At 68.0% G+C, this 25,006-nt stretch carries 22 protein-coding genes and 2 pseudogenes; 13 read left to right on the plus strand and 11 right to left on the minus strand.

Translation table 11 applies throughout. The features are described 5' to 3' along the window. The 4 genes and pseudogenes from phnC to MVF96_RS02905 all read left to right on the plus strand — a co-directional run bounded on the left by phnC (window position 1) and on the right by MVF96_RS02905 (window position 4,541). On the plus strand, window positions 1-810 hold the full coding sequence (gene phnC / locus MVF96_RS02890) for a phosphonate ABC transporter ATP-binding protein (RefSeq protein WP_247451144.1): 810 nt from the start codon (window positions 1-3) through the stop codon (window positions 808-810). Next, a pseudogene (gene phnE / locus MVF96_RS02895) lies at window positions 807-2,401 on the plus strand (phosphonate ABC transporter, permease protein PhnE). Before phnC ends, phnE begins: the two are co-directional and overlap by 4 nt. Continuing rightward, entirely contained in the window at window positions 2,377-3,390 is a 1,014-nt protein-coding gene (locus MVF96_RS02900) for a zinc-binding dehydrogenase (RefSeq protein WP_247451146.1), read from the plus strand. Before phnE ends, MVF96_RS02900 begins: the two are co-directional and overlap by 25 nt. Window positions 3,391-3,425: 35 nt before the next feature. Further along, on the plus strand, window positions 3,426-4,541 hold the full coding sequence (locus tag MVF96_RS02905; RefSeq protein ID WP_247451148.1) for a TIGR03364 family FAD-dependent oxidoreductase: 1,116 nt from the start codon (window positions 3,426-3,428) through the stop codon (window positions 4,539-4,541). 108 nt (window positions 4,542-4,649) lie between these two features. Here the strand turns inward: MVF96_RS02905 and MVF96_RS02910 are convergent, their stop codons facing one another. Continuing rightward, the gene (locus MVF96_RS02910) at window positions 4,650-5,846 is read right to left on the minus strand and encodes an NAD(P)-dependent malic enzyme (RefSeq protein WP_058251397.1); all 1,197 of its coding nucleotides are present in this window, start codon (window positions 5,844-5,846) and stop codon (window positions 4,650-4,652) included. Between the two features lie 266 nt (window positions 5,847-6,112). Here MVF96_RS02910 and MVF96_RS02915 point away from each other — a divergent pair, with 266 nt between their 5' ends. The 4 genes and pseudogenes from MVF96_RS02915 (at window position 6,113) to MVF96_RS02930 (ending at window position 11,419) form a co-directional block, all read left to right on the plus strand. Further along, complete coding sequence (locus MVF96_RS02915) at window positions 6,113-6,778, plus strand: GntR family transcriptional regulator (protein ID WP_065630510.1); 666 nt, start codon at window positions 6,113-6,115, stop codon at window positions 6,776-6,778. Continuing rightward, a pseudogene (locus MVF96_RS02920) lies at window positions 6,775-8,035 on the plus strand (MFS transporter). The gene MVF96_RS02915 and the pseudogene MVF96_RS02920 overlap by 4 nt, the downstream one beginning before the upstream one ends. A 111-nt stretch (window positions 8,036-8,146) precedes the next feature. Beyond that, window positions 8,147-10,228: a DUF6541 family protein gene (locus MVF96_RS02925; protein WP_247451150.1), complete on the plus strand. Its 2,082-nt coding sequence runs from the start codon at window positions 8,147-8,149 to the stop codon at window positions 10,226-10,228. Between the two features lie 327 nt (window positions 10,229-10,555). After that, the gene (locus tag MVF96_RS02930; protein WP_247451152.1) at window positions 10,556-11,419 is read left to right on the plus strand and encodes an MBL fold metallo-hydrolase; all 864 of its coding nucleotides are present in this window, start codon (window positions 10,556-10,558) and stop codon (window positions 11,417-11,419) included. On the opposite strand, the gene galE is transcribed toward MVF96_RS02930, so the two are convergent. Both galE and rfbB read right to left on the minus strand, forming a co-directional pair. Next, on the minus strand, window positions 11,404-12,423 hold the full coding sequence (galE, locus tag MVF96_RS02935) for a UDP-glucose 4-epimerase GalE (protein ID WP_159369961.1): 1,020 nt from the start codon (window positions 12,421-12,423) through the stop codon (window positions 11,404-11,406). The two genes, MVF96_RS02930 and galE, sit on opposite strands and share 16 nt — an antisense overlap. A 364-nt stretch (window positions 12,424-12,787) precedes the next feature. Next, the gene (gene rfbB / locus MVF96_RS02940; protein WP_247451154.1) at window positions 12,788-13,792 is read right to left on the minus strand and encodes a dTDP-glucose 4,6-dehydratase; all 1,005 of its coding nucleotides are present in this window, start codon (window positions 13,790-13,792) and stop codon (window positions 12,788-12,790) included. Between the two features lie 130 nt (window positions 13,793-13,922). Here rfbB and rfbA point away from each other — a divergent pair, with 130 nt between their 5' ends. Both rfbA and MVF96_RS02950 read left to right on the plus strand, forming a co-directional pair. Then, the gene (gene rfbA / locus MVF96_RS02945) at window positions 13,923-14,798 is read left to right on the plus strand and encodes a glucose-1-phosphate thymidylyltransferase RfbA (RefSeq protein WP_247451156.1); all 876 of its coding nucleotides are present in this window, start codon (window positions 13,923-13,925) and stop codon (window positions 14,796-14,798) included. A gap of 52 nt (window positions 14,799-14,850) precedes the next feature. Further along, a complete protein-coding gene (locus tag MVF96_RS02950; protein WP_247451158.1) occupies window positions 14,851-15,468 on the plus strand; it encodes a dTDP-4-dehydrorhamnose 3,5-epimerase family protein in 618 nt (205 codons plus the stop codon). 57 nt (window positions 15,469-15,525) lie between these two features. On the opposite strand, the gene MVF96_RS02955 is transcribed toward MVF96_RS02950, so the two are convergent. From MVF96_RS02955 to MVF96_RS02965, 3 genes are all read right to left on the minus strand, one after another. After that, the gene (locus MVF96_RS02955) at window positions 15,526-16,320 is read right to left on the minus strand and encodes an ABC transporter permease (RefSeq protein WP_065630502.1); all 795 of its coding nucleotides are present in this window, start codon (window positions 16,318-16,320) and stop codon (window positions 15,526-15,528) included. Window positions 16,321-16,328: 8 nt separating this feature from the next. Then, window positions 16,329-17,270 carry an ABC transporter ATP-binding protein gene (locus tag MVF96_RS02960; RefSeq protein ID WP_247451159.1) on the minus strand — a complete coding sequence of 314 codons (942 nt, stop codon included), beginning with the start codon at window positions 17,268-17,270 and terminating at the stop codon, window positions 16,329-16,331. A 132-nt stretch (window positions 17,271-17,402) separates the two neighbouring features. Beyond that, entirely contained in the window at window positions 17,403-17,945 is a 543-nt protein-coding gene (locus MVF96_RS02965) for an EXLDI protein (protein WP_247451161.1), read from the minus strand. Window positions 17,946-18,083: 138 nt separating this feature from the next. Between MVF96_RS02965 and MVF96_RS02970 the strand changes: the two genes are divergently transcribed. Continuing rightward, window positions 18,084-18,800, plus strand: a complete 717-nt coding sequence (locus MVF96_RS02970; RefSeq protein ID WP_247451163.1) for a hypothetical protein — start codon at window positions 18,084-18,086, stop codon at window positions 18,798-18,800. Here MVF96_RS02970 and MVF96_RS02975 read toward each other — a convergent pair. Together MVF96_RS02975 and MVF96_RS02980 are read right to left on the minus strand one after the other, a co-directional pair. Further along, window positions 18,797-19,150 carry a DUF2304 domain-containing protein gene (locus tag MVF96_RS02975; RefSeq protein WP_058251385.1) on the minus strand — a complete coding sequence of 118 codons (354 nt, stop codon included), beginning with the start codon at window positions 19,148-19,150 and terminating at the stop codon, window positions 18,797-18,799. The genes MVF96_RS02970 and MVF96_RS02975 overlap by 4 nt on opposite strands. 7 nt (window positions 19,151-19,157) lie before the next feature. Next, the gene (locus tag MVF96_RS02980; RefSeq protein WP_065630497.1) at window positions 19,158-19,859 is read right to left on the minus strand and encodes a glycosyltransferase family 2 protein; all 702 of its coding nucleotides are present in this window, start codon (window positions 19,857-19,859) and stop codon (window positions 19,158-19,160) included. A gap of 91 nt (window positions 19,860-19,950) precedes the next feature. On the opposite strand from MVF96_RS02980, the gene MVF96_RS02985 reads away from it, so the two are divergent. Then, window positions 19,951-20,805, plus strand: a complete 855-nt coding sequence (locus MVF96_RS02985) for a glycosyltransferase family 2 protein (protein ID WP_247451165.1) — start codon at window positions 19,951-19,953, stop codon at window positions 20,803-20,805. 297 nt (window positions 20,806-21,102) lie between these two features. Here the strand turns inward: MVF96_RS02985 and MVF96_RS02990 are convergent, their stop codons facing one another. Both MVF96_RS02990 and MVF96_RS02995 read right to left on the minus strand, forming a co-directional pair. Beyond that, window positions 21,103-22,380, minus strand: a complete 1,278-nt coding sequence (locus MVF96_RS02990; RefSeq protein WP_247451166.1) for a polysaccharide biosynthesis protein — start codon at window positions 22,378-22,380, stop codon at window positions 21,103-21,105. An 8-nt stretch (window positions 22,381-22,388) separates the two neighbouring features. Next, a complete protein-coding gene (locus tag MVF96_RS02995) occupies window positions 22,389-23,756 on the minus strand; it encodes a M1 family metallopeptidase (RefSeq protein WP_065630494.1) in 1,368 nt (455 codons plus the stop codon). A 222-nt stretch (window positions 23,757-23,978) separates the two neighbouring features. On the opposite strand from MVF96_RS02995, the gene MVF96_RS03000 reads away from it, so the two are divergent. Further along, on the plus strand, window positions 23,979-24,404 hold the full coding sequence (locus MVF96_RS03000; RefSeq protein ID WP_058251379.1) for a DoxX family protein: 426 nt from the start codon (window positions 23,979-23,981) through the stop codon (window positions 24,402-24,404). A 4-nt stretch (window positions 24,405-24,408) separates the two neighbouring features. Here MVF96_RS03000 and MVF96_RS03005 read toward each other — a convergent pair whose 3' ends face one another. Continuing rightward, a complete protein-coding gene (locus MVF96_RS03005) occupies window positions 24,409-24,990 on the minus strand; it encodes a hypothetical protein (protein WP_247451168.1) in 582 nt (193 codons plus the stop codon). Between the last annotated feature and the right edge of the window lie 16 nt (window positions 24,991-25,006).

Consider the following 25,006-nt stretch of genomic DNA (forward strand, 5'->3'; position numbering starts at 1 on the left):
ATGGCCGTCCATCCGCAGGTCGCAGGCGACGACCTCGTCGTCCACGTCGATGGTCTGACCAAGCGATTCGGGAACACCCTGGCGGTCGACGACGTGTCGCTCGACGTCCATCGCAGCGAACTGGTTGTGCTCCTCGGCCTTTCCGGGTCCGGGAAGTCCACCTTCCTCCGCTGCCTGAACGGACTGCATCCCGCGACGTCCGGCGTCGTCGACGTCGTGGGGCACCGGGTCGATCGCGCCGGGCGCGCCGAGATGCGAGCTCTACGACGCGACGTCGGGTTCGTCTTCCAGCACTTCAACCTCGTCGGCCGGATCAGCTGTCTCGAGAACGTCCTGCTCGGCGGGCTCGGCCGACTCCGGTGCCCGCGCTACGGTGCGCTCACGTACCCGAAGCACATGCGCCAGGGGGCCTTCGAGCACCTCGACCGTGTCGGTCTCGCCGACCTCGCCGACCGTCGCGCCGACACCCTCTCCGGCGGGCAGCAGCAGCGCGTCGCCATCGCACGCACGCTGATGCAGAAACCGACGCTCCTGCTCGCCGACGAACCGGTGGCCTCCCTCGACCCGGAGAACGCCGGCGTCGTCATGGATCTGCTGTTCCAGGTGTGCGTCGAGGAGAAGCTCACCATCCTCTGCACCCTGCACCAGGTGGACCTGGCCCTCGGATGGGCGCACCGCATCGTCGGATTGCGCAGTGGGCAGAAGGTTCTGGATCGCTCCACGGTCGGACTGGACCGCGACGAGGTGATGGACGTCTACCGACGGGTCGACCCGGTGTCGGCGTCGACGAACGCGGCGCGACGCCGATGAACACCCCGCTGCTCGATCGACCGCGGGCGGACCCGTCTGCGCGGAAGCGACCCGGGTGGAACCGCGCGGTCCTGCCCGGCATCGCGGTCGGAGGCCTTGTCGCCACGCTGATCTGCGCGTGGTGGATCGACTTCGCGCCGGGAACACTGATCTACGGGATCGAGGACATCGTCGCGCTCATCGAGCGGATGCTGCCACCTCGGCTCGGTGATCCCGGCCGGATCAGCTTGCTGGCGTTGGAGACTCTGCTGATGGCGGTGCTGGGCACCGTGCTCGCCGCGATCGCGTCGGTGCCGCTGGCGTTCCTGGCCGCTCGCAACACCAGTCCGCATCCTGCGGTCCAGGCGGTGGCGCGGGCCATCATCACGTTCTGCCGAGCGATGCCCGACCTCCTGTTCGCGGTCTTGTTCGTCCGTGCTCTGGGTATCGGTGTGCTGCCGGGCATCCTGGCCCTGGCGTTGCATTCGATCGGCATGCTCGGCAAGCTGTTCGCGGACGCGATCGAGCAGGTCGACGAGGGGCCGCGCGAAGCTGTGCGCAGCACGGGCGTCGGCTATGTCCGCGAGATGGTCAATGCGGTCGTACCGCAATGTGTCCCGGCGTGGATCGGGGCGTTCGTCTACCGCATCGACATCAACCTCCGGATGTCGGTCGTGCTCGGGTTCGTCGGCGCGGGCGGAATCGGCTTCGCACTGCAGGACGCGCTCCGTGGTCTGATCTATCCGCGAGCCCTCGGCATCGTGCTCGTTATCCTCGTGATCATCGCCGCGATGGAGTTGCTGGCCATCGGAATCCGCCGCGTGCTGCTGACGCCGTCGCCCATGCGGCCCGGTCTGGAACGCGCCGTCCGGACGGGTTTCGGGCTGCTGGTGGTCGCTGCGACGGTTGCCGCGATGGTGGTCCTGGAGATCACGCCGTGGGCGCTGATCGCGTGGATACCCCGGCCGTCGAGGTGTTCGGCCGGATGATCCCGCCCGACTTCAGCACTCTGGGCGCCGACCTGTTCGACGCCGCGTTCCAGACGGTCGCGATCGGCGTCGTGTCCACCGCGATAGGTGCGGTGCTGTCGATCCCGGTCGGAATCCTCGCTGCTCGCAACGTCACTCCGCATACGGCGGTGTACTGGGGTGCGCGGGCCTGGATCCTCGTCGTTCGGGCTGTGCCGGAGCTCATTCTCGCGGTGGTGTTCGTCGCCGCGCTGGGGCTGGGTCCGGTGGCCGGAACCTGCGCCCTGGCAATCGGTTCGATCGGCTTCCTCGCCAAGCTCGTCGCCGACTCCGTGGAGGAGATCGACCCGGGGCCCGTCGAGGCCGCCCGCGCGGTTGGTTGCGGGTGGTGGAGAACCCTGTTCGCTGCGGTGATCCCGCAGGCCATGCCGTCCATCGTCGGCTCTGGTTTGTACCTGCTCGACGTCAACATCCGCACATCCACGGTGCTCGGCATCGTCGGCGCCGGCGGTATCGGCTTCCTGCTCTTCGAATCGATCCGCACCCTCGACTTCGAGGTCGCCGGGGCCATCGTGCTCATCATCTTCGTCATCGTCTACACCATCGAGAGGTTGTCCGGTTGGATACGCTCACGACTCGTCTGACCCGTGCCGCCGTCTGGAGGGGCGATCGGATCGACATCGTCGAAATGCCCTTTCCTGCAGTTGGTCCCGGCGAGGTTCTCGTCCGGGTGCGCCTGGCCACGGTGTGCGGCAGTGACCTGCACACCGTGACCGGGCGTCGAGAATCGCCCTGCCCCTCCGTACTCGGACACGAGGCGGTGGGTGAGGTGGTCGACGCCGGCGCGGGAGCGACCGCCCGCACAGGGGATCGCGTCGTCTGGTCAGTCACCGTCTCGTGCGGTGAGTGCGATCGGTGCCGACGCGGCGTCACCGCCAAGTGCCGGCGGGTGCGCAAGGTCGGACATGAACCGTTCGACGGTGATTGGCCGCTGTCCGGGGGATACGCCACGCACATTCTGCTGCCGGCTGGCACCACGTCGGTCGGTATTCCCGACGCTCTCGACGATGTAGTGGCCGCCCCAGCGGCCTGCGCCACCGCCACCGTGATGGCGGTCGCCGAGCGTGCCGGGGAGGTGTCCGGGCACCGCGTCCTCGTCGGTGGAGCGGGAATGCTGGGGACGACCGCGGCGGCGGTGTGTGCCGACCGCGGCGCCGACGTCCTGATCGCCGACTGGGACCGGGCGCGCGTGGAGCAGGCCACCGGATTCGGGGCGCGGCCCGACGACGGCGAGAACGTCGACGTCGTACTCGATTTCACCGGCTCGTCGGACTTCATCCGACGGGGACTCGCCCGGCTGGACGTCGCCGGGACGCTCGTGCTGGCCGGTTCGGTGACCCCGGGCCCGGTGCTGGACATCGATCCGGCGCAGGTGGTCCGACGCTGGTGGACGATCACCGGGGTCCACAACTACGAGCCCCGTCATCTACAGCAGGCCGTCGACTTCCTGGCGCGAACCGTCGACCGTCATCCATGGTCGGAGTTGGTGACCAACCCGCTGCCACTGGACCAGATCGAGGGCGCGTTGCAACCGGCCCCGGGGGCCGCTCTGCGCGTCGCCGTCGCGCCCTGAATGACACCATCTTTCGACAGAGGAGAAGTGAACGCATGCGCGTGATCATCGTCGGTGCCGGCATCATCGGGACCGCACACGCCTGGATGGCCGTCGAACGCGGGCACGAGGTGATCCATCTGGATCGTGAACTCGAAGCGCGGGGCGCCACCGTCCGCAACTTCGGATTGGTGTGGGTCTCGGGGCGATCCGCTCCCGAACTGGAGATCGCGCTGCGCTCCCGCATCCTCTGGGAGCAGATCGGCACCCAGGTCCCGAAGGTCGGCTTCCGGGCGAACGGCTCGATCACCCTGTTACGTACCGAGGCTGAACTCGCCGTCGCCGAAGAGGTGCTCGCCCGCGACGACGCGCAGCGTCGGGGATTCTCCCTGTTGCGCCGGATCGAGGTCGCGGAGAAGAACCCTGCGCTACAGGGGAACTACCTCGCCGGACTGTACTGCGCGTCCGACGCCGCTGTGGAGTCCCGACAGGCGATGCCCGCCTTGCGATTCCGCTTGGAGCGATCGGGTCGATACACCTTCGTTCCGGGCGTCGAGGCGCGCGCGATCACCGGCACCTCGGTTCGTGATGACACCGGGGCCGTTCACGCAGGCGACTGTGTCGTGTTGTGCCCCGGCGCAACTCATCGCGGACTGCTCCGCGAGATCTTCGGCGAGCTGCCGGTCCGTCGGGTCCGATTGCAGATGATGCAGACGGCACCACTCGGGCAACGTCTCACCACTTCGATCGCCGACGGCGACAGCCTCCGCTACTACCCGGGCTTTGCGGGCCCCGCCCTCGAGGAACTTCGGCGCACCGAACCGCAGCGACCGGTCGCCGCCGACCACGGGATGCAGCTGCTGTGCGTGCAGCGCCTGCACGGTGGGCTGACCATCGGCGACACCCACGAGTACGTCGAACCGTTCACCTTCGACGTCGACGAGGATCCCTACGCCCACCTCGTCGAGGTGACGGAGGGGCTGCTCGGGCGGCCGCTGCCAAAGATCCAGCGCCGCTGGGCCGGCGTCTACAGCCAGTGCACCGAGCCCCATCGCATCGTGTGCCGCGAGTCCATCGGGGACGGGGTGTGGGCGGTCACCGGCCCCGGTGGCCGCGGGATGACCCTCGGCCCGGCCATCGCCGAGGAGTCGGCGGAGCTCATGGGGTGGTGAGTGACGCCGCCGAACTGCTGAAAACCACCCTCCACAGGCGGACCGACGACAAATTGCCGTCGGCGCCCTCCTGGAGGGTGGTTTTCAGTCGAGATCGAAGCCCTACGGCTAGGAGCAGTGCCCCTCGGCGCGGGCGACGTCGGCGACGGCGGCCGCGACCGCCGGGGCGACCCGGTCGTCGAGCGGGCTGGGCACGATGCGGTCGGCGCGCAAGTCATCGGCGACGACCGAGAAGATGGCTTCGGCCGCAGCGATTTTCATGCCCTCGCTGATGCGTCGTGCACCGGCGTCGAGCGCACCCTTGAAGACGCCGGGGAAGGCGAGGACGTTGTTGATCTGGTTCGGGAAGTCGCTGCGTCCGGTCGCGACGATCGCCGCGTACTTCGCGGCGGCCTCCGGATGGATCTCCGGGTCGGGGTTCGACAGGGCGAAGACGATCGAATCGTCGTTCATCGACGCGATGAGCTCTTCGGGGATCAGACCGGCCGACACACCGATGAACACATCCGCGCCCGCGAGCGCCTCGACCGCGCCACCGGTCAGCCCGCGCGGGTTGGTGCGTGACGCCAGTTCGCTCTTCGACTCGTTCAGGCCGTCACGTCCCGCAGACACGATGCCCTTGGAATCCAACACGACGACATCGGAGATGCCCACTGCCAGAAGGATGTTCGCGCACGCGACACCCGCGGCACCGGCGCCGGAGATCACGACCTTCAGGCCGGCGAGATCGCGGCCGAGGTGGGTCGTCGCGCCCTTGAGGGCGGCGAGGACGACGATCGCGGTGCCGTGCTGGTCGTCGTGCATGACCGGGCAGTCGAGGGCCTCGATGACGCGGCGCTCGATCTCGAAGCAGCGCGGCGCGGAGATGTCCTCGAGGTTCACGGCGCCGAAGCTCGGGCGGAGTCGGATGAGGGTCTCGACGATCTCGTCGGGATCCTGGGTGTCGAGAACGATGGGGATCGAGTTGAGTCCGGCGAAGCTGCGGAACAGTGCGGACTTGCCCTCCATGACCGGCAGCGAGGCGCGGGGGCCGATGTCGCCGAGTCCGAGGACCGCCGAGCCGTCGCTCACCACTGCGACCAGGCGATCGGTCCAGGTGTACTTGTTCACCAGGGTCGCATCGGTGTCGATCGCACGCGACACCTGGGCCACACCCGGGGTGTAGGCGATCGACAGGTCGCGCTGGGTGTCGATGGGTGCGCGCAGCTCCACCGAGAGCTTGCCGCCGACGTGGGCCAAGAAGATCTCTTCGTCGGTGATGGGGTGGTCGGCGATCGTGGGTTCGGTGTAGGGGGTCTCACCCATACGTGTGTCCTCCGTGCTCGTCACGGGTCCTCCTGAAAAGCCGCGAAATGCGGGTTGCATCGTCTCGCCGGCCACGCTGCCCGCGAGCTAGAAGTGATCCGCATCGACGCGAGCAGGTGGGCTCAGCGGACGCGGGCCGGGCTCGTGCGAGCGGGGTGACGCTCGTTACGGCCGGATTAAGTGTCTCACCGTCTGGGATCGTTCCGGAAGGTGGGTCGGCCCAGGTGAAGTGTCCAATGATCATTGATAAGGTACAACTTGTGTCTATGTTGCATGCGACCTCCGAATCCGCTGCTGAGCGGGTATATGTCGAGGTCAAAGAGCAAATTCTCACAAACGCGATCGCCGGCGGTGAGCTGATCAGCGAGGGTGAGATCGCCGCGAAGTGCTCGGTGAGCCGTACGCCGGTGCGCGAGGCGTTCCTGCGGTTGGAGACGGAAGGCTGGATGCGTCTCTACCCGAAACGGGGAGCCCTCGTGGTCCCCATCGGTGAGCGCGAGATCCGCGACGTCGTGGACGCGCGCCTGCTCCTCGAACGGCACGCGGTGCGTGCGGTCGTGGGCCGGCCGGGCGCGGTGGCCGGACTCGTGCGGAGTCTGCGCGCCAACCTCGACGCCCATCGACGGTCCGACGCCTCGGACATCCGGGAGTTCTCCCGCATCGACGCCGAGTTCCATCAGCTCATCGCCGCCGCCGGCGACAACGCATTGCTGTCCGGCTTCTACACCACGCTCGGGGAGCGGCATCGACGGATGACGACGGCGTCGGTGCACCGGGACGCGAGTGTCGCGGCCCGAATCCTCGACGACCACCGCGCGCTCCTCGACGCGATCGAGTCCGCCGACGCCGAACGTTTCGACACCCTGCTCGCCGGCCACCTCGTCGCGGTTCACGATCTACCCGGGCACGACCTCCCCGGGGCACCGGCATGAGCGCCGACCGCGCGCGCTTCGGATGGCCCGCCGTCGCGCTCGCCGTGTTCGCCACCGCGTGGGGCGGCAACGAATTCACGCCGCTGCTGGTCATGTACCGGCAGATCACCGACATGTCGCCGGTCGTCGTCGACGCGTTGCTCTTCGCCTACGTCCTGGGCATCGTGCCCGCCCTGCTGATCGGCGGCCCGTTGTCGGATCGGCTGGGCCGACGGCCACTCATGCTGCCCGCCCCGCTGTTCGCGGCGGTCGGCTCGGGACTGCTGGCCGCGGGCTCGGAGTCGGTGGCACTGCTGACCGCCGGGCGGGTGTGCAGCGGCATCGCGCTGGGTCTCTCGATGGCCGTGGGGGAGTTGGATCAAGGAACTCTCCGACCGCGACGGTGCGCAGACGGGTGCCGGCGCCGGTCGCGCGGCCATGAGTCTCACGGCCGGCTTCGGCGTCGGCGCCGGTGTGGCCGGGGTGCTCGCGCAGTGGGGGCCGTGGCCGCATGTGCTGCCGTACCTGATCAACATCGCCGTCGCGGTCGTCGCGGCGAACCTGATCGTGCTGGTGCCGGAGACGCGTCCCAGACAAGACTCGCCGGGGCGTCTGCGTGACGACCTGCGCATCCCGTCCGCGGGCCATCGTCGTTTCCTGTTCGTCGTGCTGCCACTGGCGCCCTGGGTTTTCGGTGCCGCCGCATCGGGTTACGCGATCGTCCCCGCCCTCATGTCCGCCCGCACCGCGGGAGCGCCGATCGCGTTCGCCGGCCTGTGCTGCGTCCTCGGCCTGTCCGCCGGTTTCGGCATCCAGTCGTTGGGTCGGCGGATCAACCGGCCGGGGAGTCTCCGCGGTGTCGTCGTCGCCTTCGTGGTGCTCGTGGCCGGAATGGTCCTCGCGGCCGTGGCGGCACACGTGCTGACCGTATGGGTCGCGCTCATGGCGTCGACGCTGCTCGGCTGCGGATACGGCATGGCGATGATCGTCGGCCTGCTGGAGGTGCAGCGCATCGCCGGACCCGACGACCTCGCCGGGCTCACGGCCGTGTTCTACGGCGTGACCTACCTCGGCTTCGGGGTTCCGGCGGTTCTGGCCTGGATCTCGGAGAGCTGGCCGGCGATCACCTACCCGGTCATGTTCGGCTTCGGCGCCGTCGCCGCGATGATGAGCCTGATCGTCGCTCTGCTCGGACATCGTCGCCACGGTGCGCCCGTCGACGAACCCGGTACCGCCGCAATGGCAGGCTCGGCCGCCGGGGCCGCCCGCACACGGTGACGCGTCGTCGATCGACCACCCGGTAACCTGCTGAGAGTTTGATCAGGCACCGCGCAGTGACACCGCGGTGCGACGGGGAGTGCAGCGGGCGAGTGTGGAAAGGCGCAGACGATGATGCTGGGAGCATGGGTCGTCGTCGTGACCGCGCTCGTGCTCATCCTGCCCGGCGCGTTCGTCGGCCGACGGATGAACCTCCCGTGGCCGGTCGCGCTGGCCGCCGGTCCGCCCATCACGTTCGCCCTGGTCTCGATCCTGACGGTGCTGTACTCCGTCGTCGGCTTCGAGTGGAATGCCGTCTCGGCCCTGGTGGGTCTGGTCTTCGCGGTCGGCGGTGCCTGGGTCTACTCGGCACTGCTGCTCACCCGCTGGGGTCAGCGGCTGGCGCCGGTACCCGACGCCGACGGCGAATCCCGCGTGGGACGGACCGCGGTGGTGAGGGTCGCCGCCGGGCTCGGACTCGGTGGACTCGTCATCGCCGTCACCTGTATCCGGCCGATCGCGACGACCGCATTCGCCGGTCTCGGCAACATCTCGCAGGTGTGGGATTCGTTGTGGCACGCCAGTTCGCTGCGCTGGATCCACGAGACGGGCGTCGGCTCGGCCATGCGGATGGGCGAGCTGATGAACTACGACACCCAGGGGTTCAACTACTACCCGAACACCTGGCATGCGCTGGGTGCGTTGCTGTTCCCGCTGACCGGTACCGACCCGGTCGAGCTCTACAACACGTATTCGCCCGCCGTGCTGGCGATCACCGTTCCGCTCGGTGTCGCGTCGCTGGCCTACTGGTTCGCGCGGCACCGCTACGACGTCGACTCGTCGGCTCTCATCGCCGGTACCGCGGGTGCGCTGAGCGCGCTGTTCCCGTCCCTGCCCTACGTCGAGGTCCAGCTGACCTCGGTGCCGAACGCGGTCGGCGTGAGCCTGGCGCCGGTCGCCGCCGTCCTCGTGATGAGCGTGGTGTCGGACAGATCGCGTGTGCTGCCGGCCGCGCTGGCCGTGGCCGGTGTGACCGCCACCCACCCCTCCGGCCTGATCGTCGTCGGCGTGATCGTCGGCCTCTGGTGGCTGTGCGAGGGTCTGTGGCGTCCGGTCGCCGGTCGCCTGCGCGATCTCGCGACGCTGGCCGTCACGGCGGTGGTGACGCTGGTCCTCATCGCACCCGTCATCCTGGGCACCATCCGGGTCGCCGACACCAACGAACTCCCGTTCTTCGACTTCCGTGAGGAGACGATCGGCGTCCTCGACGGGCTCGTCAAGGGCGCGTTCAACGGGACGATCCCGCTCGAGCTCGACCACTTCCCGGTGTGGCCGCTGATCGTCGTCACCCTGCTCGGGCTGATCGCGCTCGTATGGCTGCGATGCTGGGCCGGACTGGTCGCATGGTTCGTGTTCGCCCTGGTGACCGCCAACGCGATGGTGTCCCTAGGGCCGCTGTCGTACCCGCTCGGGGCGATCGGCGGCTACTTCTACAACTCACCCCACCGGCTCACGTTCGTGGTCGCGATCCTCTCGGCCGCGGCGGCCGGCGTCGCGATCGGGGTTCTCGCGCTCGGCGTCGCAGGTCTGGTCCGACGCCGCGTGGCATCGGAACCGGCCGACGGTCAGAAACCGGCCGAGGCGACTTCGGGGAAGGCGCGCTGGGTGGTGGCCGCGACATACGTGGTGTTGCTGGGTCTGATCGCCGGAGCCGCCGTCGTGCGTTATCCGCCGAACGCGCAGATCGCGTCGAAGGAGCGGGGCGGCAAGTATGTCGGGCCCGACGATCTCGCCGCCTACGAGTGGCTCGCCGCGCAGCCCGACGCCCAGGACGTCCTGGTCCTCAACAACCTCGACCAGGGCACCGGCTGGCTGTACCCGGTCACCGGGGTCACCCCGATGTTCCCCTTCTACCGAGCCAACGAGTTCTCCGAGCGGCAGCGCGACCTGTTCTGGGGGGTGTCGGAGATCGGCGCCGACCCGGCCATCGACCAGATCGTGCGAGACATGAACGTGCACTACGTGATCGACTCGCCGCCGAGTTACTGGGAGTTCCAGCGCGGCATGCCCGACCCCGCCCGCGGTCACCAGGGCGACCCCTTCCTGGCGTTGCGTCAGAACGGCGCTCCCGGATTGACCGAGGTGTTCCGCCGCGGCGACGCGGTGGTCTACCGCGTCAACGACCTCGTCTACCCGCCGCCGCCCGCGCCCTGAGTGACTTGACCCCCTTAGGCCCGATGCGAGGCGCGTACCCGCCCCATGCTCCCTGAGGTGTGAGGAGCGCAAGCGACGAGCCTCGAAGGGTTTGGCGAGGCAACTCACGAGGACCCTTCGTGGCTCGCTTCGCTCGCACCTCAGGGAGCAGGGGGTCGCGCCTCGCACCTCAGGGACCATGGGTTTTGCGGTTCTTTCGGATTAGGGAGCGGTGGGGCCGCGTCTCGCACCTCGGGGAGCAGCGGGTCTGCGCCGCGCACCTCACGAAGCGGGGGATACGCGGCCATTCGCCCCGTTCGACGATCGGGCACGGGCTAGCGTCGGGATATGCGGCCCTGGATGTGTGTGTTCTGCGCCAACGAGTTCCCGCCGGGCGAGACGCCGCCCGCGATGTGCCCGATCTGCGACGACGACCGGCAGTGGCTTCCGGTCAGCGGTCCCAGCTGGACCCCGCTCGACGAGACCGCCGACAACGCGCTGACCGCCCACGAACTGGAGCCCGGTCTGACCGCGTTGTCGGTGCAACCCTCCGTGGGGATCGGGCAGCGTGCCCTGCTCGTCGCGACTCCCGACGGGAACGTCCTCTGGGAACCGCCGGGTTTCCTCGGGCCGTCCCTCGTCGACTGGCTGGAGCAGCACGGCGGGGTCGGCGCCATCGCCGCGAGTCATCCGCATCTGGTGGGCGCGAGCGTCTCGCTCAGTCATCGATTCGGTCGAGTTCCGGTGTACTACAACGACTCCGACCGGCGATGGGTCACCCGCCCCGACCCCGTCGTGCGCTTCTGGTCGGACACCACCGAAGTCCTCGGCGGAGTGCGACTCGTGCAGTGCGGCGGTCATTTTCCCGGCAGCGCGGTGCTACACCTTCCCGACGCCGCCGACGGCAGGGGTGCGGTGCTGACCGGCGACACCATCAAGGGCGTCATGCAGCCCGGCATGGTGACCTTCATGCGCAGCTACCCGAACATGATCCCGCTGTCACCGCGGCTCGTCCGTCAGATCGTCGACCGGGTGAACGAACTCCGGTTCGACCGGCTCTACGACGCGTTCGGTGTCGTCGTGGCCGAGAACGCCCGGGACGTGGTGGACAGTTCGGCGCGGCGCTACATCGGCTGGGTCACAGACTCGATCGTCGATCCCGACGATCCGCACGCGCCTGCCCAAGGGGAAACCGGTCAGGCGTCCGGGTAGCCCTTCGGGTTGCCCGACTGCCAGCGCCAGGTGTCGGCGCACATGTCGTCGATGGTCTTGGCGGCGTGCCAGTTCAGGTCGTCGTTCGCCCGGGTCGGATCGGCGTAGGACGCGGCGATGTCGCCGGCCCGCCGCGGGGCGACCTCGTAGGGGATGGGGCGCCCACTGGCCTTCTCGAACGCGTGCACGACCTCCAAGACCGAAACCCCTTGCCCCGTACCGAGATTCCAGGTCGACATGCCGGTCTCGCCGGTGCTGATGCGGTCGAGGGCCGCGACGTGGCCGGCGGCCAGGTCGTCGACGTGGATGTAGTCGCGCACGCCGGTGCCGTCGGGGGTGTCGTAGTCGTCGCCGAAGACCGCCAGCTTCTCGCGCCGGCCGACCGCGACCTGCGCGACGAACGGCATCAGGTTGTTCGGAATGCCCGACGGGTCCTCGCCGATCTGCCCGCTCGGATGCGCGCCGACCGGATTGAAGTACCGCAGTGCCGCGATGCGCCACACGTCCGAACTGGCGGCGACATCGCGCAGGATCTGCTCGATCATCACCTTGGTCCAGCCGTACGGGTTGGTCGCCGACGTGGGTAGGTCCTCGGTCATCGGCAACTGTGGCTCGGCGCCGTAGACCGTTGCCGACGACGAGAACACCAGCGTGTGCACGTCGTGGCGCTCCATCGCGCGGAGCAGGGCGAACGTGGTGCCGAGGTTGTTCTGGTAATAGTCGAGCGGCTTGGCCACCGACTCGCCTACCGCCTTGAACCCCGCGAAGTGGATGACCGCGTCGATGTCCTCGTGGGCGAAGAAGTGTTCGGTCTTGTCGACGTCGGCGAGGTCGAAGGCGTGGACGGGGATGGAACGGTCGGTCAGTGCCTCGAGCCGGCCGACGACGGCCGGCTTGGCGTTGCTGAAATCGTCGACGATGACGACGTCGTGTCCGGCCGAGACCAATTGGATGACGGTGTGCGAGCCGATGTAGCCCGCTCCTCCGCTCACGAGTACGCGCATGACGACCACCGTAAGCGGCGACCCTGGGAATGGGCCAAGTGGACTGCATGGAGGTCACCAGGTGGCTTCGACTCGGCGCCTCGCTTCGCTCGGGGCCGGCTCAACCAGCGGAGGGTGCGGGTCAACCAGTGGAGGGGCCGGGTCACCAGCGGAGGGGCTGGTTAATTAGCGGAGGGGCCAGGTCAACCAGCGGAGTGGCGGCTCAACCAGGGGAGTGGCGGGTCAACCAGCGGGAGGGCCGGCTCAACCAGCGGGAGGGCCGGCTCAACCAGCGGGGGCGGGTCAACCAGCGGAGGGGCCGGCTTAACCAGCGGAGGGGGCGGGTCAATTAGTGGAGGGCCGGCTCGATCAGCGGAGGTGCCGGTCAGCCGGTGACGCGTTCGGTGGTGGCGTACTTCTGTTCGACGGCTTCCTTGGCGGGTTGCCACCAGCCGGGGTGGTCGCGGTACCAGTCGATGGTGGCGGCGAGGCCGGCGCGGAAGTCGAGGTAGGAGGGGGTCCAGCCGAGTTCGGTGCGCAGGCGGGTGGAGTCGATGGCGTAGCGGCGGTCGTGGCCGGGGCGGTCGGTGACGAAGTCGAAGGCGTCGGCGGGCTGGTCGAGGAGTTCGAGGATGGTTTCCACCACGGTGCGGTTGTCGACCTCGCCGTCGGCGCCGATGAGGTAGGTCTCGCCGATCTGGCCGCGGTCGATGATGGTCCACACGGCGTCGTTGTGGTCGTCGACGTGGATCCAGTCCCGGACGTTGCGGCCGTCGCCGTAGAGCTTGGGGCGCACCCCGGAGAGCACGTTGGTGATCTGGCGGGGGATGAACTTCTCGATGTGCTGGTACGGGCCGTAGTTGTTGGAGCAGTTGGAGATGGTCGCGGCCACGCCGAAGGAGCGGACCCAGGCGCGCACGAGCAGGTCGCTGCCGGCTTTGGTCGAGGAGTAGGGGCTCGACGGGTTGTAGGCGGTCTGTTCGGTGAAGCGTGCCGGGTCGTCGAGATCGAGGTCGCCGTAGACCTCGTCGGTGCTGATGTGGTGGTAGCGCACCCGGTGGGCGCGGACGGCTTCGAGCAGGGTGTAGGTGCCCACGAGGTTGGTGGAGACGAACGCCGAAGGGTCGGCCAGGGAGTTGTCGTTGTGGGATTCGGCGGCGAAGTGCACGACGAGGTCTGCTTCGGCGACGAGTCGGCCGACCAGGGTGGCGTCGGTGATGTCGCCCTCGACGAGTTCGACGCGATCGGCGACCGGGGCGAGGGTGTCGGGGTTGGCGGCGTAGGTGAGTTTGTCCAGGACCCGGATCGAGACGTCGGGGCGGGTCGTCAGGGTGCGCAGCACGAAGTTGGCGCCGATGAACCCGGCACCCCCGGTCACGAGAACACGCACGCGCGGCGCCTTTCGTCGAGGTCGATGGTCGCAGTCACTCTACCGAGCAGCCGACCTGCTCGCCTCGGGTGAGCGCAGCGGGGCGACTCGCGTGCCGTCGCGAAAGGCCGCGGGCATTACCCTGATCGCCATGAAAGGGATCATCCTGGCCGGCGGTACGGGCACGCGGCTGCACCCCATCACGCAGGGGGTGAGCAAGCAACTCGTCCCGGTCTACGACAAGCCGATGATCTATTACCCACTGTCGACGCTCATGCTGGCCGGGATCCGCGACATCCTGATCATCACCACCCCGCACGACGCCCCGGCCTTCGAGAGCCTGCTCGGCAACGGCGACCAGTTCGGCATCGACCTGACCTACAAGACCCAGCCCTCCCCGGACGGACTCGCGCAGGCCTTCGTCCTCGGCGCCGACCACATCGGTACCGACTCGGTTGCTCTCGTCCTCGGCGACAACATCTTCTACGGCCCCGGACTCGGCAGCCGGTTGCAGGGTTTCGAGAACGTCGACGGCGGTGCGGTGTTCGCCTACTGGGTGGCCAACCCGGAGGCCTACGGCGTGGTCGACTTCGATGCCGACGGCACCGCTATCTCGCTGGAAGAGAAACCGGCACAACCGAAGTCGAACTTCGCGGTGCCCGGTCTGTACTTCTACGACAACGATGTCGTCGACATCGCCCGCAACCTGCGGCCCAGCGCCCGCGGCGAGTACGAGATCACCGACGTCAACGCCCACTACCTCGACCGCGGCAAACTGTCGGTCACCGTCCTGCCGCGCGGCACGGCGTGGCTCGACACCGGCACGTTCGACAGCCTCCTCGACGCCGGCAACTTCGTCCGCACCGTCGAACAACGCCAGGGACTCAAAATCGCTGTCCCAGAGGAGATCGCGTGGCGGCAGGGCTATCTCTCCGACGAGGAGTTGCGGGCTCGTGCCGACAAACTCCGCAAGTCGGGTTACGGTGACTACCTGCTCGAACTGTTGCAGCGGGGCAAGGGTTTCTGAGCGCCGCCCCCGAGGCGCATGTCCGACGACCGACTCTGGGAAAGGTGTCCGCATGAAGGTCCGCCCGCTCGCCATCGACGGAGCGTGGGAGTTCACCCCGGTCCAGCACGGCGATGCCCGTGGGTTGTTCGCCGAGGCGTTCAAAGCCGACGTGATCGGCGAGACGATCGGCCACCGCTTCGACCTCGCGCAGGTGAACCTCTCGGTGTCCGCGGCCGGCGTGCTGCGCGGCGTGCACTTCGCCGACGTCCCGCCCGGACAGGCGAAATACGTCACCTGCCCCACCGGCGCGATTCTCGACGTCATCGTCGACATCCGCGTCGGCTCACCCACTTTCGGTACCTACGACACCGTCTTGCTCGACGACGTGGATCGTCGTGCGGTCTACCTGTCCGAGGGTCTCGGCCACGCATTCTGCGCGCTCGCCGACAACTCGACCGTGACCTACCTCTGCTCCACCGGATACAACCCGACGGGTGAACACGGCATCAACCCGCTCGATCCGGAACTGGGTATCGAATGGCCGACGCACGCCCGGAACGGTTCACCGCTGGAGTTCGAACTCTCGCCGAAGGACACCGCGGCACCGGGGCTCACCGAGGCGCGTGAGTCGGGTCTGCTGCCGAACCACGACGAGGTGGCCGACTTCCTGGGTTCGCTGCGGGATTGAGGCGCGAACGCCGAAACGTGCACGGCGCGAGCCGTACACGTCGCGGGGCGGGAAGCGTCAGCCGGTAGTGGATCGCCGAAACGCGGTGACCGCCCAGAAGTAGCCGACCACCAGGAACACCACGCACCATCCCAGCGCCCACGGCCAGCGATCACTGATGTCGAGACCCATGAGGAGTCCGCGCAGCGTGTCGGCGATGGGACTGAACGGCTGGTACTCGGCGAACTGGCGGACACCGTTGGGCATGCTGTCGGTCGGGACCAGCCCACTGCCCAGATAGGGCAGGAACAGCAGCGGCAGCGGCATGTTGCTCGCACTCTCCGGATTCGGCGCGACGACGCCCATGGCAACCGCGATCCACACGAGGCCGGCGGTCAGTAGCAGGAGCAATCCGCCGGCCGCGAACCAGTCGAGAAGGCTTGCGTCGGCACGGAAGCCCATCGCGAACGCGACCGCGAGCAGGAAGCAGACCGCGACCACACCTTGGATGAGGGCGCCGACGAAGTGTCCGGCCAGGATCGCTGTCGGCGGAGTGGCCAGTGATCGCAACCGATTGATGATGCCCTCGGTGACGTCCTGATTGACCGAGACCGCAACCGCCACCGTCAGGAACGACGGCACGAAGAGCAGTAGGCCGGGGAGAAGATAGTTGATGTACTTGCCTTCTAGCGGTCCGTCCGCGGCGAAAGCGCTCTCGATGGCACCGCCGAAGAAATAGGTCATCATCAGCAGGATCACGACCGGCATCGCAATCGTGGAGAACATCATGGTGGGGTATCGCCGTAGCCGGATCAGGTTGCGGCGCACCATCACCGCGGAGTCGGACAGGGTGTGGTCGAGCGTGGTGGTCATGACTTCTCCTAGTTGGCGGTGGTAGCGGCGGTGCGGCCGGTGATGGTGAGGAAGACGTCGTCGAGATCCGGTGTGTGGACCGAGATCCCGGCAGCGTCGATCCGGGCGTCGTCGAGGGTGGCGAGCACGCCGCGGACAGCGCCGATCCCGGCGCCACCGGGGACGGCGAGGGTGTTCTCGCCCGGGGTGTCGACCGCCGAGGGGAACTGCGACCGCGCCCGTTCGAGGTCGTCGGCGTTCGTGAAGTCGATCCGGATGTATCCGCCCGGCACGAGACGCTTCAGTTCGGCCGCCGTCCCCTCGGCCACGATGCGGCCGCAGTCGAGCACAGCGATCCGGTCCGCGAGGTGATCCGCTTCCTCGAGGTACTGCGTGGTGAGGAAGATGGTGGTGCCGCCGGCGACGAGACCGCGGACGGTGTCCCAGACCGCGCGGCGGGACCGTGGATCGAGTCCGGTCGTCGGCTCGTCGAGAAAGATGATCGACGGTTCGCCCACCAACGTCATGGCCAGGTCGAGGCGCCTGGTCATACCGCCGGAGTATTCGGCGACCCGACGGTCCGCGGCGTCGGTGAGGTCGAAGTCGCGCAGCAACCGGTCGACCCGTTCGCGGGTCGCCGCTTTCGAGAGATGTCGCAGGCGGGCGACCATGGTGAGGTTCTCCCGCCCGGTCAGCAACGTGTCGACGGCGGCGAACTGCCCGGTCAGGCCGATCTGCGCGCAGATCTCGGCGCGGTCGGTCCGCGGATCGAGTCCGGCGACCTCCACCTCACCAGCGTCATGTTGCGACAACGTGGACAGAATCTTCACGGTGGTCGTCTTCCCGGAGCCGTTGGGTCCGAGCAGGGCGAACACCGTGCCCGCCGGTACGTCGAGATCGATACCGTCGAGGACGGTGTGGTCGCCGAAGGACTTCGTGAGTCCGGTGGCGCGGATGGCGGTTGTTGTCATGATCGTGCTCCCAGTGGTTGATGGATCAATAAATAAACTCATGCGCATATATGCATATGTGGGTAGACGACCGTCCCTGATGGACGTCGCCGGGAAGTACTCGGTGGTTCTAGCGGTGCGGTCGGGTGGGGTTCACACGTCCAGGTCGTCGACCTCGGGTCGGAGGGCGGCGGCGGTACGTGCGTAGAAGCGTTCGGGGACAAGCGGTTTGAGCTGGTCGGGAGAGTCGACGATGTCGACGCGGTAGTCACCCCAGTCGGGTAGGTCGGCGGTGAACAGGCTGCGGACACTGGGAACGCCGGTCAGATCTTTCAGCCAGTTACCGGTCTTCTGGCGATGTGTCACCCCGTAGTTCGCCCAGTCGACGTGGTGGACCGCGAGGACGATCTTTCCGGTCCGCCCTTCGTAGGCGGTCAATTTGGTTGCATTGCCGGTGGTTTCGTCGTACTCGGTCTCCTCGGCGAGGACTCTGCCGAAGAACCGTTTACGACGCACTCCGTCGGGACCGTCGCGCAGGACGACCTCGTCGTAGCCGGCGTCGCGGTAGTCGGCCGCCCGCACGTACGCACGCAGTGCCTCGACGACTGCGCCGGAGAGATTGCCTCCCGACACCTGTTGGGCGCGTTCGAGGACTTTGAGGTCCTCGTCGGAGACGTAGATGGTCTTGTTGGGCATGCGATAACTATATGTAGATGTATACGTAGACGCAAGGGGTTGGCGAAACTGCGTCCGGGACGGCAGTCCGCGAGGGTGACGGCTCCGAATCGTTCAGTAAGCTGAGCGATGGGAGGTGGCGAGCTAATGCTCACTGGAGTGATCGGAAATTCGGCGATCATGGCCGCGATAGGGCTGGGGATGATCGCGTTGACCGCGTGTGCGTTCCGCCTGAGGCGGTCGTGTGGGGCCGTGGCCTGGTTGGTGGTCCTGCTCGGCGTGGCACTGACATTCGACAACATGGCGGTCGCCGTAGGCCGGATGGTCGGCTTCGGTGACCTTCTGTATGCGATCAATTTGCCGCGCTTCTGGATTCACGGGCTGTTGACTCCGCTGATCGTTGTCGCCGCGGTCGTGCTCGCCTGGCGTCTGGGGGTGCGGTGGAGTCGCCCGGTGGTCGTGGTCGGGGCCGTTCTCGTCGCCGCATTGGTGGTCGTCGGGATCGTCGAGTGCTTCGAGGCGCTGGAGCTGACGCCGGCGACCGACGGTGATGCGCTGCGGTACGCCAACGCCGCCGCGGCCGGCCCGCCGGTCCCCGCACTGGGCACCGTGCTGATCCTCATCGCGATCGGGATGACCGCGTGGCGTCAGGTGCGGTCGTTCTGGCTGTTGCTCGGCTCGGTGACGATGCTGGTCACCGCGGCCGCGGGCACGTCGGTTCTCTGGCTCGGCAACTTCGGTGAGCTGGTGTTGTACGCCTCCATCGTCGCCACCATGTTCCAGGTGGCCGCGGCCGAAAGCCGTTCCGCCGAAGGTGCGAACGATCGGCTGGAGTCGGGGAGGGCCGCGGCGCAGTCGATGACGGTCCGGAGCTAGTCGCCCGTTCCGGAATGGTTCTCGCGCTCCGCGTCCTGCAGCGCGATCGCGCGGGCCAGCCGCGCGTACTTGACCTCCAGGTCGCGGAACCGCAGATACGTCGACACCGTCGTGAAGGCGAATGCGATGACCAGCAGGAACAGGACCAGGTCGAGGCCACGTTGGATGCCGATCTTGTTGGCCACCCACGTGACGTCGTCCTGCCGCAGCATCGCGTAGAGGCCGAAGCCGATGAACGCGACGAACAGCAGCTTCACGCCCGCCGACGCGCGGGCCGTGCCCCGGTTCACCACGAAGAACCCGACGAGCGCGACCAGACCGAGGATCGCGAGGATCTGGAACCAGATCATCGTGGCATCACTTCCTCATCCGGGTGTGGAACAGGCCATCGGCGACGATGTTGACCCCGTTGATCAGCGACTGTCCCTTCGCCCGCGAGTAGTCGGTGTAGAGGATCGTCACGGGTTGTTCGGCCACCCGCCACCGGTGGTGATCGATGAGCGCGATGAACTCCGACGCGTGGCTCATCCCGCTCATGAGCAGGTCGAGCTGATCGGCCACCGTCTTGTTGAACGCCCGAAGTCCGTTGTGCGCGTCGGACAGTCCGAGGCGACGGGTGCGCGGGCTCAGGAACACGATGGTACGCAACGCCATCCGGCGCAGGATCGGAACCGATTCGCTGCGGCCGTCGGCGAAGCGGGTCCCGACGATGATGTCGACCGGCTCGCGTCGTAAGCGCTCGATCATGGCCGACACGTCGTCGACCCGGTGCTGTCCGTCGGCGTCGAAGGTCACGAAGAACCGTGCCCCCGGCCGGCGACGCGCGTACTCGACGCCGGTCTGGATCGCGGCGCCCTGACCGAGGTTCACCGGGTGCCGAACCAGATGCACCCCGGCGGCCCGGATCTCCTCGGCCGAGTTGTCCGAGCTGCCGTCGTCGACGCAGACGATGTTGGGAAACGTCTCGCGGGCCTTGGCCGCCACCTCGCGGATCACCTGGCCCTCGTTGAAAACGGGTACCACCAGCCACACGTCGGCGTTGGTACTGGGGTCGGCCATGGTCAACAACCCTAACCCGCTTCCGCGCGGAGTCTGCCGCCCGGCACGCCTCGGGGGCCGCGTGGTGATCGGACCTGGTTAGTCTTGTCCGGTGACGATCGACGTGATGATGCCGTTCTACGGCGACGTCGCCCAGTTCCGGCAAGCCGTCACCAGTGTGCTCGACCAAGACGACCCGGACCTTCGGCTCGTCGTCGTCGACGACTGCTACCCGGATCCGACGCCGCGGCACTGGCTGGAGTCGCTCGGCGACGCCCGGGTCCGGTACCTCCGCAACGAGACCAACCTCGGAGTGAACGGGAACTTCCGGCGCTGCGTCGAGCTGGTCACCGCCGACTGGTTCGTGGTCATGGGGTGCGACGACGTGATGCACCGTGCCTACCTCGCCACCGTCCGTACGATGGCCCGCCACCATCCCGACGCCGCGGTCATCGCGCCCGGCGTCGACGTCATCGACGAGAACGGACAACCGGTCACGCCGCTCGGTGACCGGATCAAGTCGGTTCTCGCGCCGCCGCGGGCGACCGTGCTGTCCGGGGAACAGCTGGCCACCTCGCTGTACCACGGCAACTGGACCTACTTTCCGTCCCTGTTGTGGCGGACCGCCGCCGTGCGCGAGGTCGGGTTCCGGCCCGGACTCGAGATCGTCCTCGATCTCGCACTCCTCGTCGATTTGGCGAGCGCCGGCGGGTCACTGGTCTACGACCCCGAGGTGGTCTTCTCCTACCGCAGGCACCGCGCCTCGGTGAGTTCCGTGCAGGCCGTCGACGGTCGGCGGTTCGCCGAGGAGAACCGATTCTTCGCCGACGAAGCGCAGCGTTGCGAGGCGCACGGCTGGCCGAAGGCGGCACGCGCCGCCAGGTGGCACGCGACGTCGAGGCTGAACCACCTCTCGGCTCGCGTCGGGGCGGGCCTCGGCCGGCTGCGGGGTTCGTCCGGGAGCTAGGAGCGGCCCCGGTCCTCGAGGTGCGTGTGAAGCGAGCCCAACCCCTGCTCCCTGAGGTGCGGGCGAAGCGAGCTTAACCCCTGCTCCCTGAGGTGCGAGCGAAGCGAGCCTCGAAGGGCTCGTAGCGCGCCTCACCAGCCCTTCGAGGCTCGTCGCTTGCGCTCCTCGCACCTCAGGGAGCAGGGGTTATGCGGTTCTTTCGGTCAACGACGGCCGCGAGGCCGCAGGTACTGAGGAGCGAGCTTGCGAGCCGACCCCATGCTCCCTGAGGAGCGAGCTTGCGAGCGTCACGAAGGGTCAGGCCCGCAGCAATCCGACGAGATGCACGCCGAGGCCGACCAGCGGTCCCACGACGAGGGCGACGCAGGTCCGGGTCGCGACGTCGAGCGGCAGCAACAACATCGCGATCGCGACCAGGGTCGACACCCACCATCCGGCCGCGTACCAGCGGTGGGCGCCCGCGGCGATCGCGGCGGCGCCGGTCACCGTCAGCAGCGCCAGGCACGTCGCGCCGAGCGTCAGCATCGCCACGACCACACCGTCGAGATCGAAGTCGGCGCCGAACACCGATCGCAGCAACCACGGGCCCACCAGCCACGCGGCCGTCACCCCGACGCCACCGACCGCGGCGACGATCCCGAGGGGAGCACCCAGCGCGGCGAGGCGGTGGTCCCGGCGGTCGACGAACCTCGAGATCAGCACACCCTGAAAGCTGTTGAGCGGCACCAGTAGTGGTGCGCGGGTCAGGGTGACGGCGAGGATCAGCGCGCCGATAGTCCGGACGTCGTCGGCGTCGGGGCCGCCACGCAGGTCGGTGGTCAGGTTGATGAGAACGGGAAAACCCATGACGAGGACGGCGCTCGCGGCGGCGGCGGCCATCGCGGTCAGGGTGTTGCCCGTCAGACGTCGGGGCGCGACGTCGCCGGCGACGCCGATCGCACGGCGGGCCGAGGCCGACACCACGAGCAGCAGGCACCACGACACCGACCCGACGACGGTGACGACCAGGAAAGCGGTGACACCCCAGCCGGCCGCCACCGCGACACCGGCACCAGCGAGCCGGATCAGCGCGTCGACCGACAGCAGCACCGCGAACGACGACCAGTCCAGCCGCCCCGACAACGCTCCGCACAGGTGCGCGTACACCGCGAAGCTCGCCACGCCGACGGCGAGCAGCAGCACCGACAGGCCGCGATCCGCGGTGAAAACGCGTGAGCTCCACACCGGTGACGTCGCGACGACCAGAACGGCCAGGCCGAGCCCGATGCCCGCGTTGACCAGCAACGGGCGTGACCGGGCGAGCCCCTCCGATGCGGCGGTCCGGACCGCCCGCGTCGTCTCCTGGAGTTGCCCGTTCTGCGCCCCGGTCACCAGGCCGTAGGCGGCCCAGAACACGGCGAACACGCCGTAACCGACGGCCCCGAGATGCCTGGCCGCCAAGAGCAGGACGACATACCCCGACGCGGCCGCGACGATCGTCGCCATCGTGACCCGGCCCAGTGAACGTGCGTCGGTGTCGCCTGGCGGACTGGCCGAACCGGCGTCCGGACCCGGCGTCGTCGGATCGGTCGTCATCGAACGGTTCAGGAAGGACCCGGGAACGGCGGCAACTCGGGCGTGAACAGCCAGTCGTCCCAGAGATCCTTGAGCGGCTTCGACGAGTGGGTGGCGGCGAGCGCCATGAAGTCCTCGGTGGTCACCGAGCCGTACCGATACTTGTCGGTCCACCGCTGCAGCAGCGCGAAGAAGTCGCCGTCACCGATGGTCAGCCGCAGTGCGTGCAGGGTGAGTGCGCCGCGTTTGTAGATCCAGTCGTCGAACATCTTGCGCGGACCGGGATCGGCGAGTGGCACACGCACCGGCGACGATTCGAGTTTCGCGTAGTAGTGACGCGCCCATTCGTCGGCGCTGCGGCCGCCCGAGTGCTGACTCCACAGCCACTCGGCGTAACAGGCGAAACCCTCGTGGAGCCAGATGTCGCGCCAGCGGGCCGCGGTCACCGAGTTGCCGAACCACTGATGCGCGAGCTCGTGGGCGATCAACCGCTCCGCGTGCCGGCTGCCGTCGCAGTGATTGGCCCCGAAGGTGGAGAAACTCTGTGCCTCGATGGGGATCTCGAGTTCGTCGTCGGTGACCACGACGGTGTACTGGGGGAACGGATACGGCCCGAACATCTCGACGAACGCCGCCATCATCTCGGTCTGCTGACCGAAATCGACCCCGAAGTTCTCCTCGAGTCGCGAGGGGACGAGGCCCGAGACCGGAATCGGTTTGGACGCCAACGAGATCTGCTTGTACTGACCGATCTGGATCGACGCCAGGTAGGTGGGCATCGGTTCCACCTGCTCGTAGACCCAGGTGGTCTGCGCGGCGCGGACCCGCTTGGACTCCAGGACGCCGTTGGCGAGCGCGTGATACGGGCTGTCGGTGGTGATCGAGATCCGGTACGGCGCCTTGGCGCTTGGGTGGTCGTCGCAGGGGAACCACGACGCCGCCCCGTTGGGCTGGTTCGCACAGAGCGAGCCGTCGGTCAGTTCCTCCCAACCGACCTCACCCCACGGGCCGCGGATCGGATGCGGACTGCCGTGGTATCGGACGGTGACGGTCATCGCCCCGCCCGGGGGGAGTGGAGTGTCGGGGGTGATGGTCAGCTTGTGCCGACGATGCGAATAGCGGGCGCGCTTGTCGTTGACCGACACCCGTTGCACCGACAGCGAGCTCGCCAGGTCGAGGGTGAAACGCTTGAGCTCGGCATACGACGTCGCGGTCAGGATCGCGGTGCCCTCGAGTCGATTGCTCGACACCTTGTACTCGAGTTCCAGATCGTATCGAGAGATGCGATAGCCCAGATTGCCGTTGTCGGGCAGATATGTATCGAGGACGTCGGCGGGTGCCCCCAGCACGGGTTGCCCGGAGTTGCCACGTGAACCCAGCCCAGACTTTCCCGGCACTCTCGACTCCTACTCCGTTCTGCCCCGGCGGGCTGACGTGCGGCGGCGCGCCTCGACGAGTCGCGTCGGCGACGCGCTGCGACCGGTCACGAAGCGGTTGCGGTTCGGTGGTGACGTCTCGATTCGGCTGTTCACCCGCGACGGGGCGATGCTGTCCCGGACACTGAGAGAGTACCTGGCGGCGGCACAGCCGGCCCGCCCGATCGATTCGAGGAGTGCGGAATGAGCGGATTCGGTAGTGTGGCGCAGTTTCTCGCGCGCCTGATACTCGGCATCATCTTCATCGCCCACGGGTGGCAGAAGCTGGTCACCCAGGGTATGGACGCCACCAAGGCGGCATTCGGCCCGGCCGGCATGGACATCCCCTACCCAGAGCTCGCCGCGTACTACGCGACATGGGTCGAGCTGATCGGCGGCATCCTGCTGATCCTCGGACTGCTGCTGCCGATCGTCGCGACCCTGCTGATCGCCGACATGATCGGCGCGATCGTGTTCGTGCACTGGGACGCCGGGTTCTGGAACATGGACGGCGGTTACGAGTGGCCGCTCGCGCTGATCGCGGGCCTGCTGGCCGTCGGCTACACGTCGGCCGGCCGGATGGGCGCCGACAGCTACATCATGCGACGCCGACGCCGAGACGTCGTCTGACGGCTCACACCAGAGCCAGACCGTCGATGGTGGCCGCGCTCGCCGGAGCGCCGCCACCATCGGCCAACCTATCGACCAGGCGCGTGAGCAGTTCTCGCTCCTCGTCGGCGTGAAGGAGTCCGACACCGTCGATGAGCCCCGGCGAGATCAGCGCGAGGGGATCGGTGTCGTGCCGATGGACCACCGCCGCGCCGAGCAGACGTTGCGCCTGGGCGGGATCGGACTTCCAGAGCGCGTCGGCGGTCAGCAGGTACAACCGGACGGCCGGCGGATAGTCGTGCAGGTGCACGAGCGCCCAAGCCCAGTGCTTCGCGACGTCGACCGTGTCGGCTTCGGCGCGCCCGTGCGTGCGCACGTACTTGCCGTGCAGTTCACGACACAGGTGGCTGGCGTCGGACCACAGCATGAGATGGGACATGCAGCGGACGCAGTCGTGCAGATTGGACAGGTACATCACCGAATACGGTCCCTCGCGGCGCGATCTGATCTCGCGGAGCACGGAGAACTCGGCCAGCGCGTGGTCGTATTCACCGGCCGAGAGCAGCGCCCGGGCCTCGGCCTGCATTTCCTCGATCACCCTCGACATTGTCGCCGATCCGGCA

Source organism: Gordonia hongkongensis (assembly GCF_023078355.1).
Classification (GTDB): domain Bacteria; phylum Actinomycetota; class Actinomycetes; order Mycobacteriales; family Mycobacteriaceae; genus Gordonia; species Gordonia hongkongensis.

Bases quoted from the DNA above. Each gene is read 5' to 3' on its own strand.
- phnC (WP_247451144.1), top strand. From the start codon at position 1: ATGGCCGTCCATCCGCAGGTCGCAGGCGACGACCTCGTCGTCCACGTC.
- MVF96_RS02905 (WP_247451148.1), top strand. From the start codon at position 3,426: ATGCGCGTGATCATCGTCGGTGCCGGCATCATCGGGACCGCACACGCC.
- MVF96_RS02910 (WP_058251397.1), bottom strand. From the start codon at position 5,846: ATGGGTGAGACCCCCTACACCGAACCCACGATCGCCGACCACCCCATC.
- MVF96_RS02915 (WP_065630510.1), top strand. From the start codon at position 6,113: ATGTTGCATGCGACCTCCGAATCCGCTGCTGAGCGGGTATATGTCGAG.
- MVF96_RS02925 (WP_247451150.1), top strand. From the start codon at position 8,147: ATGATGCTGGGAGCATGGGTCGTCGTCGTGACCGCGCTCGTGCTCATC.
- MVF96_RS02930 (WP_247451152.1), top strand. From the start codon at position 10,556: ATGCGGCCCTGGATGTGTGTGTTCTGCGCCAACGAGTTCCCGCCGGGC.
- galE (WP_159369961.1), bottom strand. From the start codon at position 12,423: ATGCGCGTACTCGTGAGCGGAGGAGCGGGCTACATCGGCTCGCACACC.
- rfbA (WP_247451156.1), top strand. From the start codon at position 13,923: ATGAAAGGGATCATCCTGGCCGGCGGTACGGGCACGCGGCTGCACCCC.
- MVF96_RS02950 (WP_247451158.1), top strand. From the start codon at position 14,851: ATGAAGGTCCGCCCGCTCGCCATCGACGGAGCGTGGGAGTTCACCCCG.
- MVF96_RS02955 (WP_065630502.1), bottom strand. From the start codon at position 16,320: ATGACCACCACGCTCGACCACACCCTGTCCGACTCCGCGGTGATGGTG.
- MVF96_RS02960 (WP_247451159.1), bottom strand. From the start codon at position 17,270: ATGACAACAACCGCCATCCGCGCCACCGGACTCACGAAGTCCTTCGGC.
- MVF96_RS02965 (WP_247451161.1), bottom strand. From the start codon at position 17,945: ATGCCCAACAAGACCATCTACGTCTCCGACGAGGACCTCAAAGTCCTC.
- MVF96_RS02975 (WP_058251385.1), bottom strand. From the start codon at position 19,150: ATGATCTGGTTCCAGATCCTCGCGATCCTCGGTCTGGTCGCGCTCGTC.
- MVF96_RS02980 (WP_065630497.1), bottom strand. From the start codon at position 19,859: ATGGCCGACCCCAGTACCAACGCCGACGTGTGGCTGGTGGTACCCGTT.
- MVF96_RS02990 (WP_247451166.1), bottom strand. From the start codon at position 22,380: ATGACGACCGATCCGACGACGCCGGGTCCGGACGCCGGTTCGGCCAGT.
- MVF96_RS03000 (WP_058251379.1), top strand. From the start codon at position 23,979: ATGAGCGGATTCGGTAGTGTGGCGCAGTTTCTCGCGCGCCTGATACTC.
- MVF96_RS03005 (WP_247451168.1), bottom strand. From the start codon at position 24,990: ATGTCGAGGGTGATCGAGGAAATGCAGGCCGAGGCCCGGGCGCTGCTC.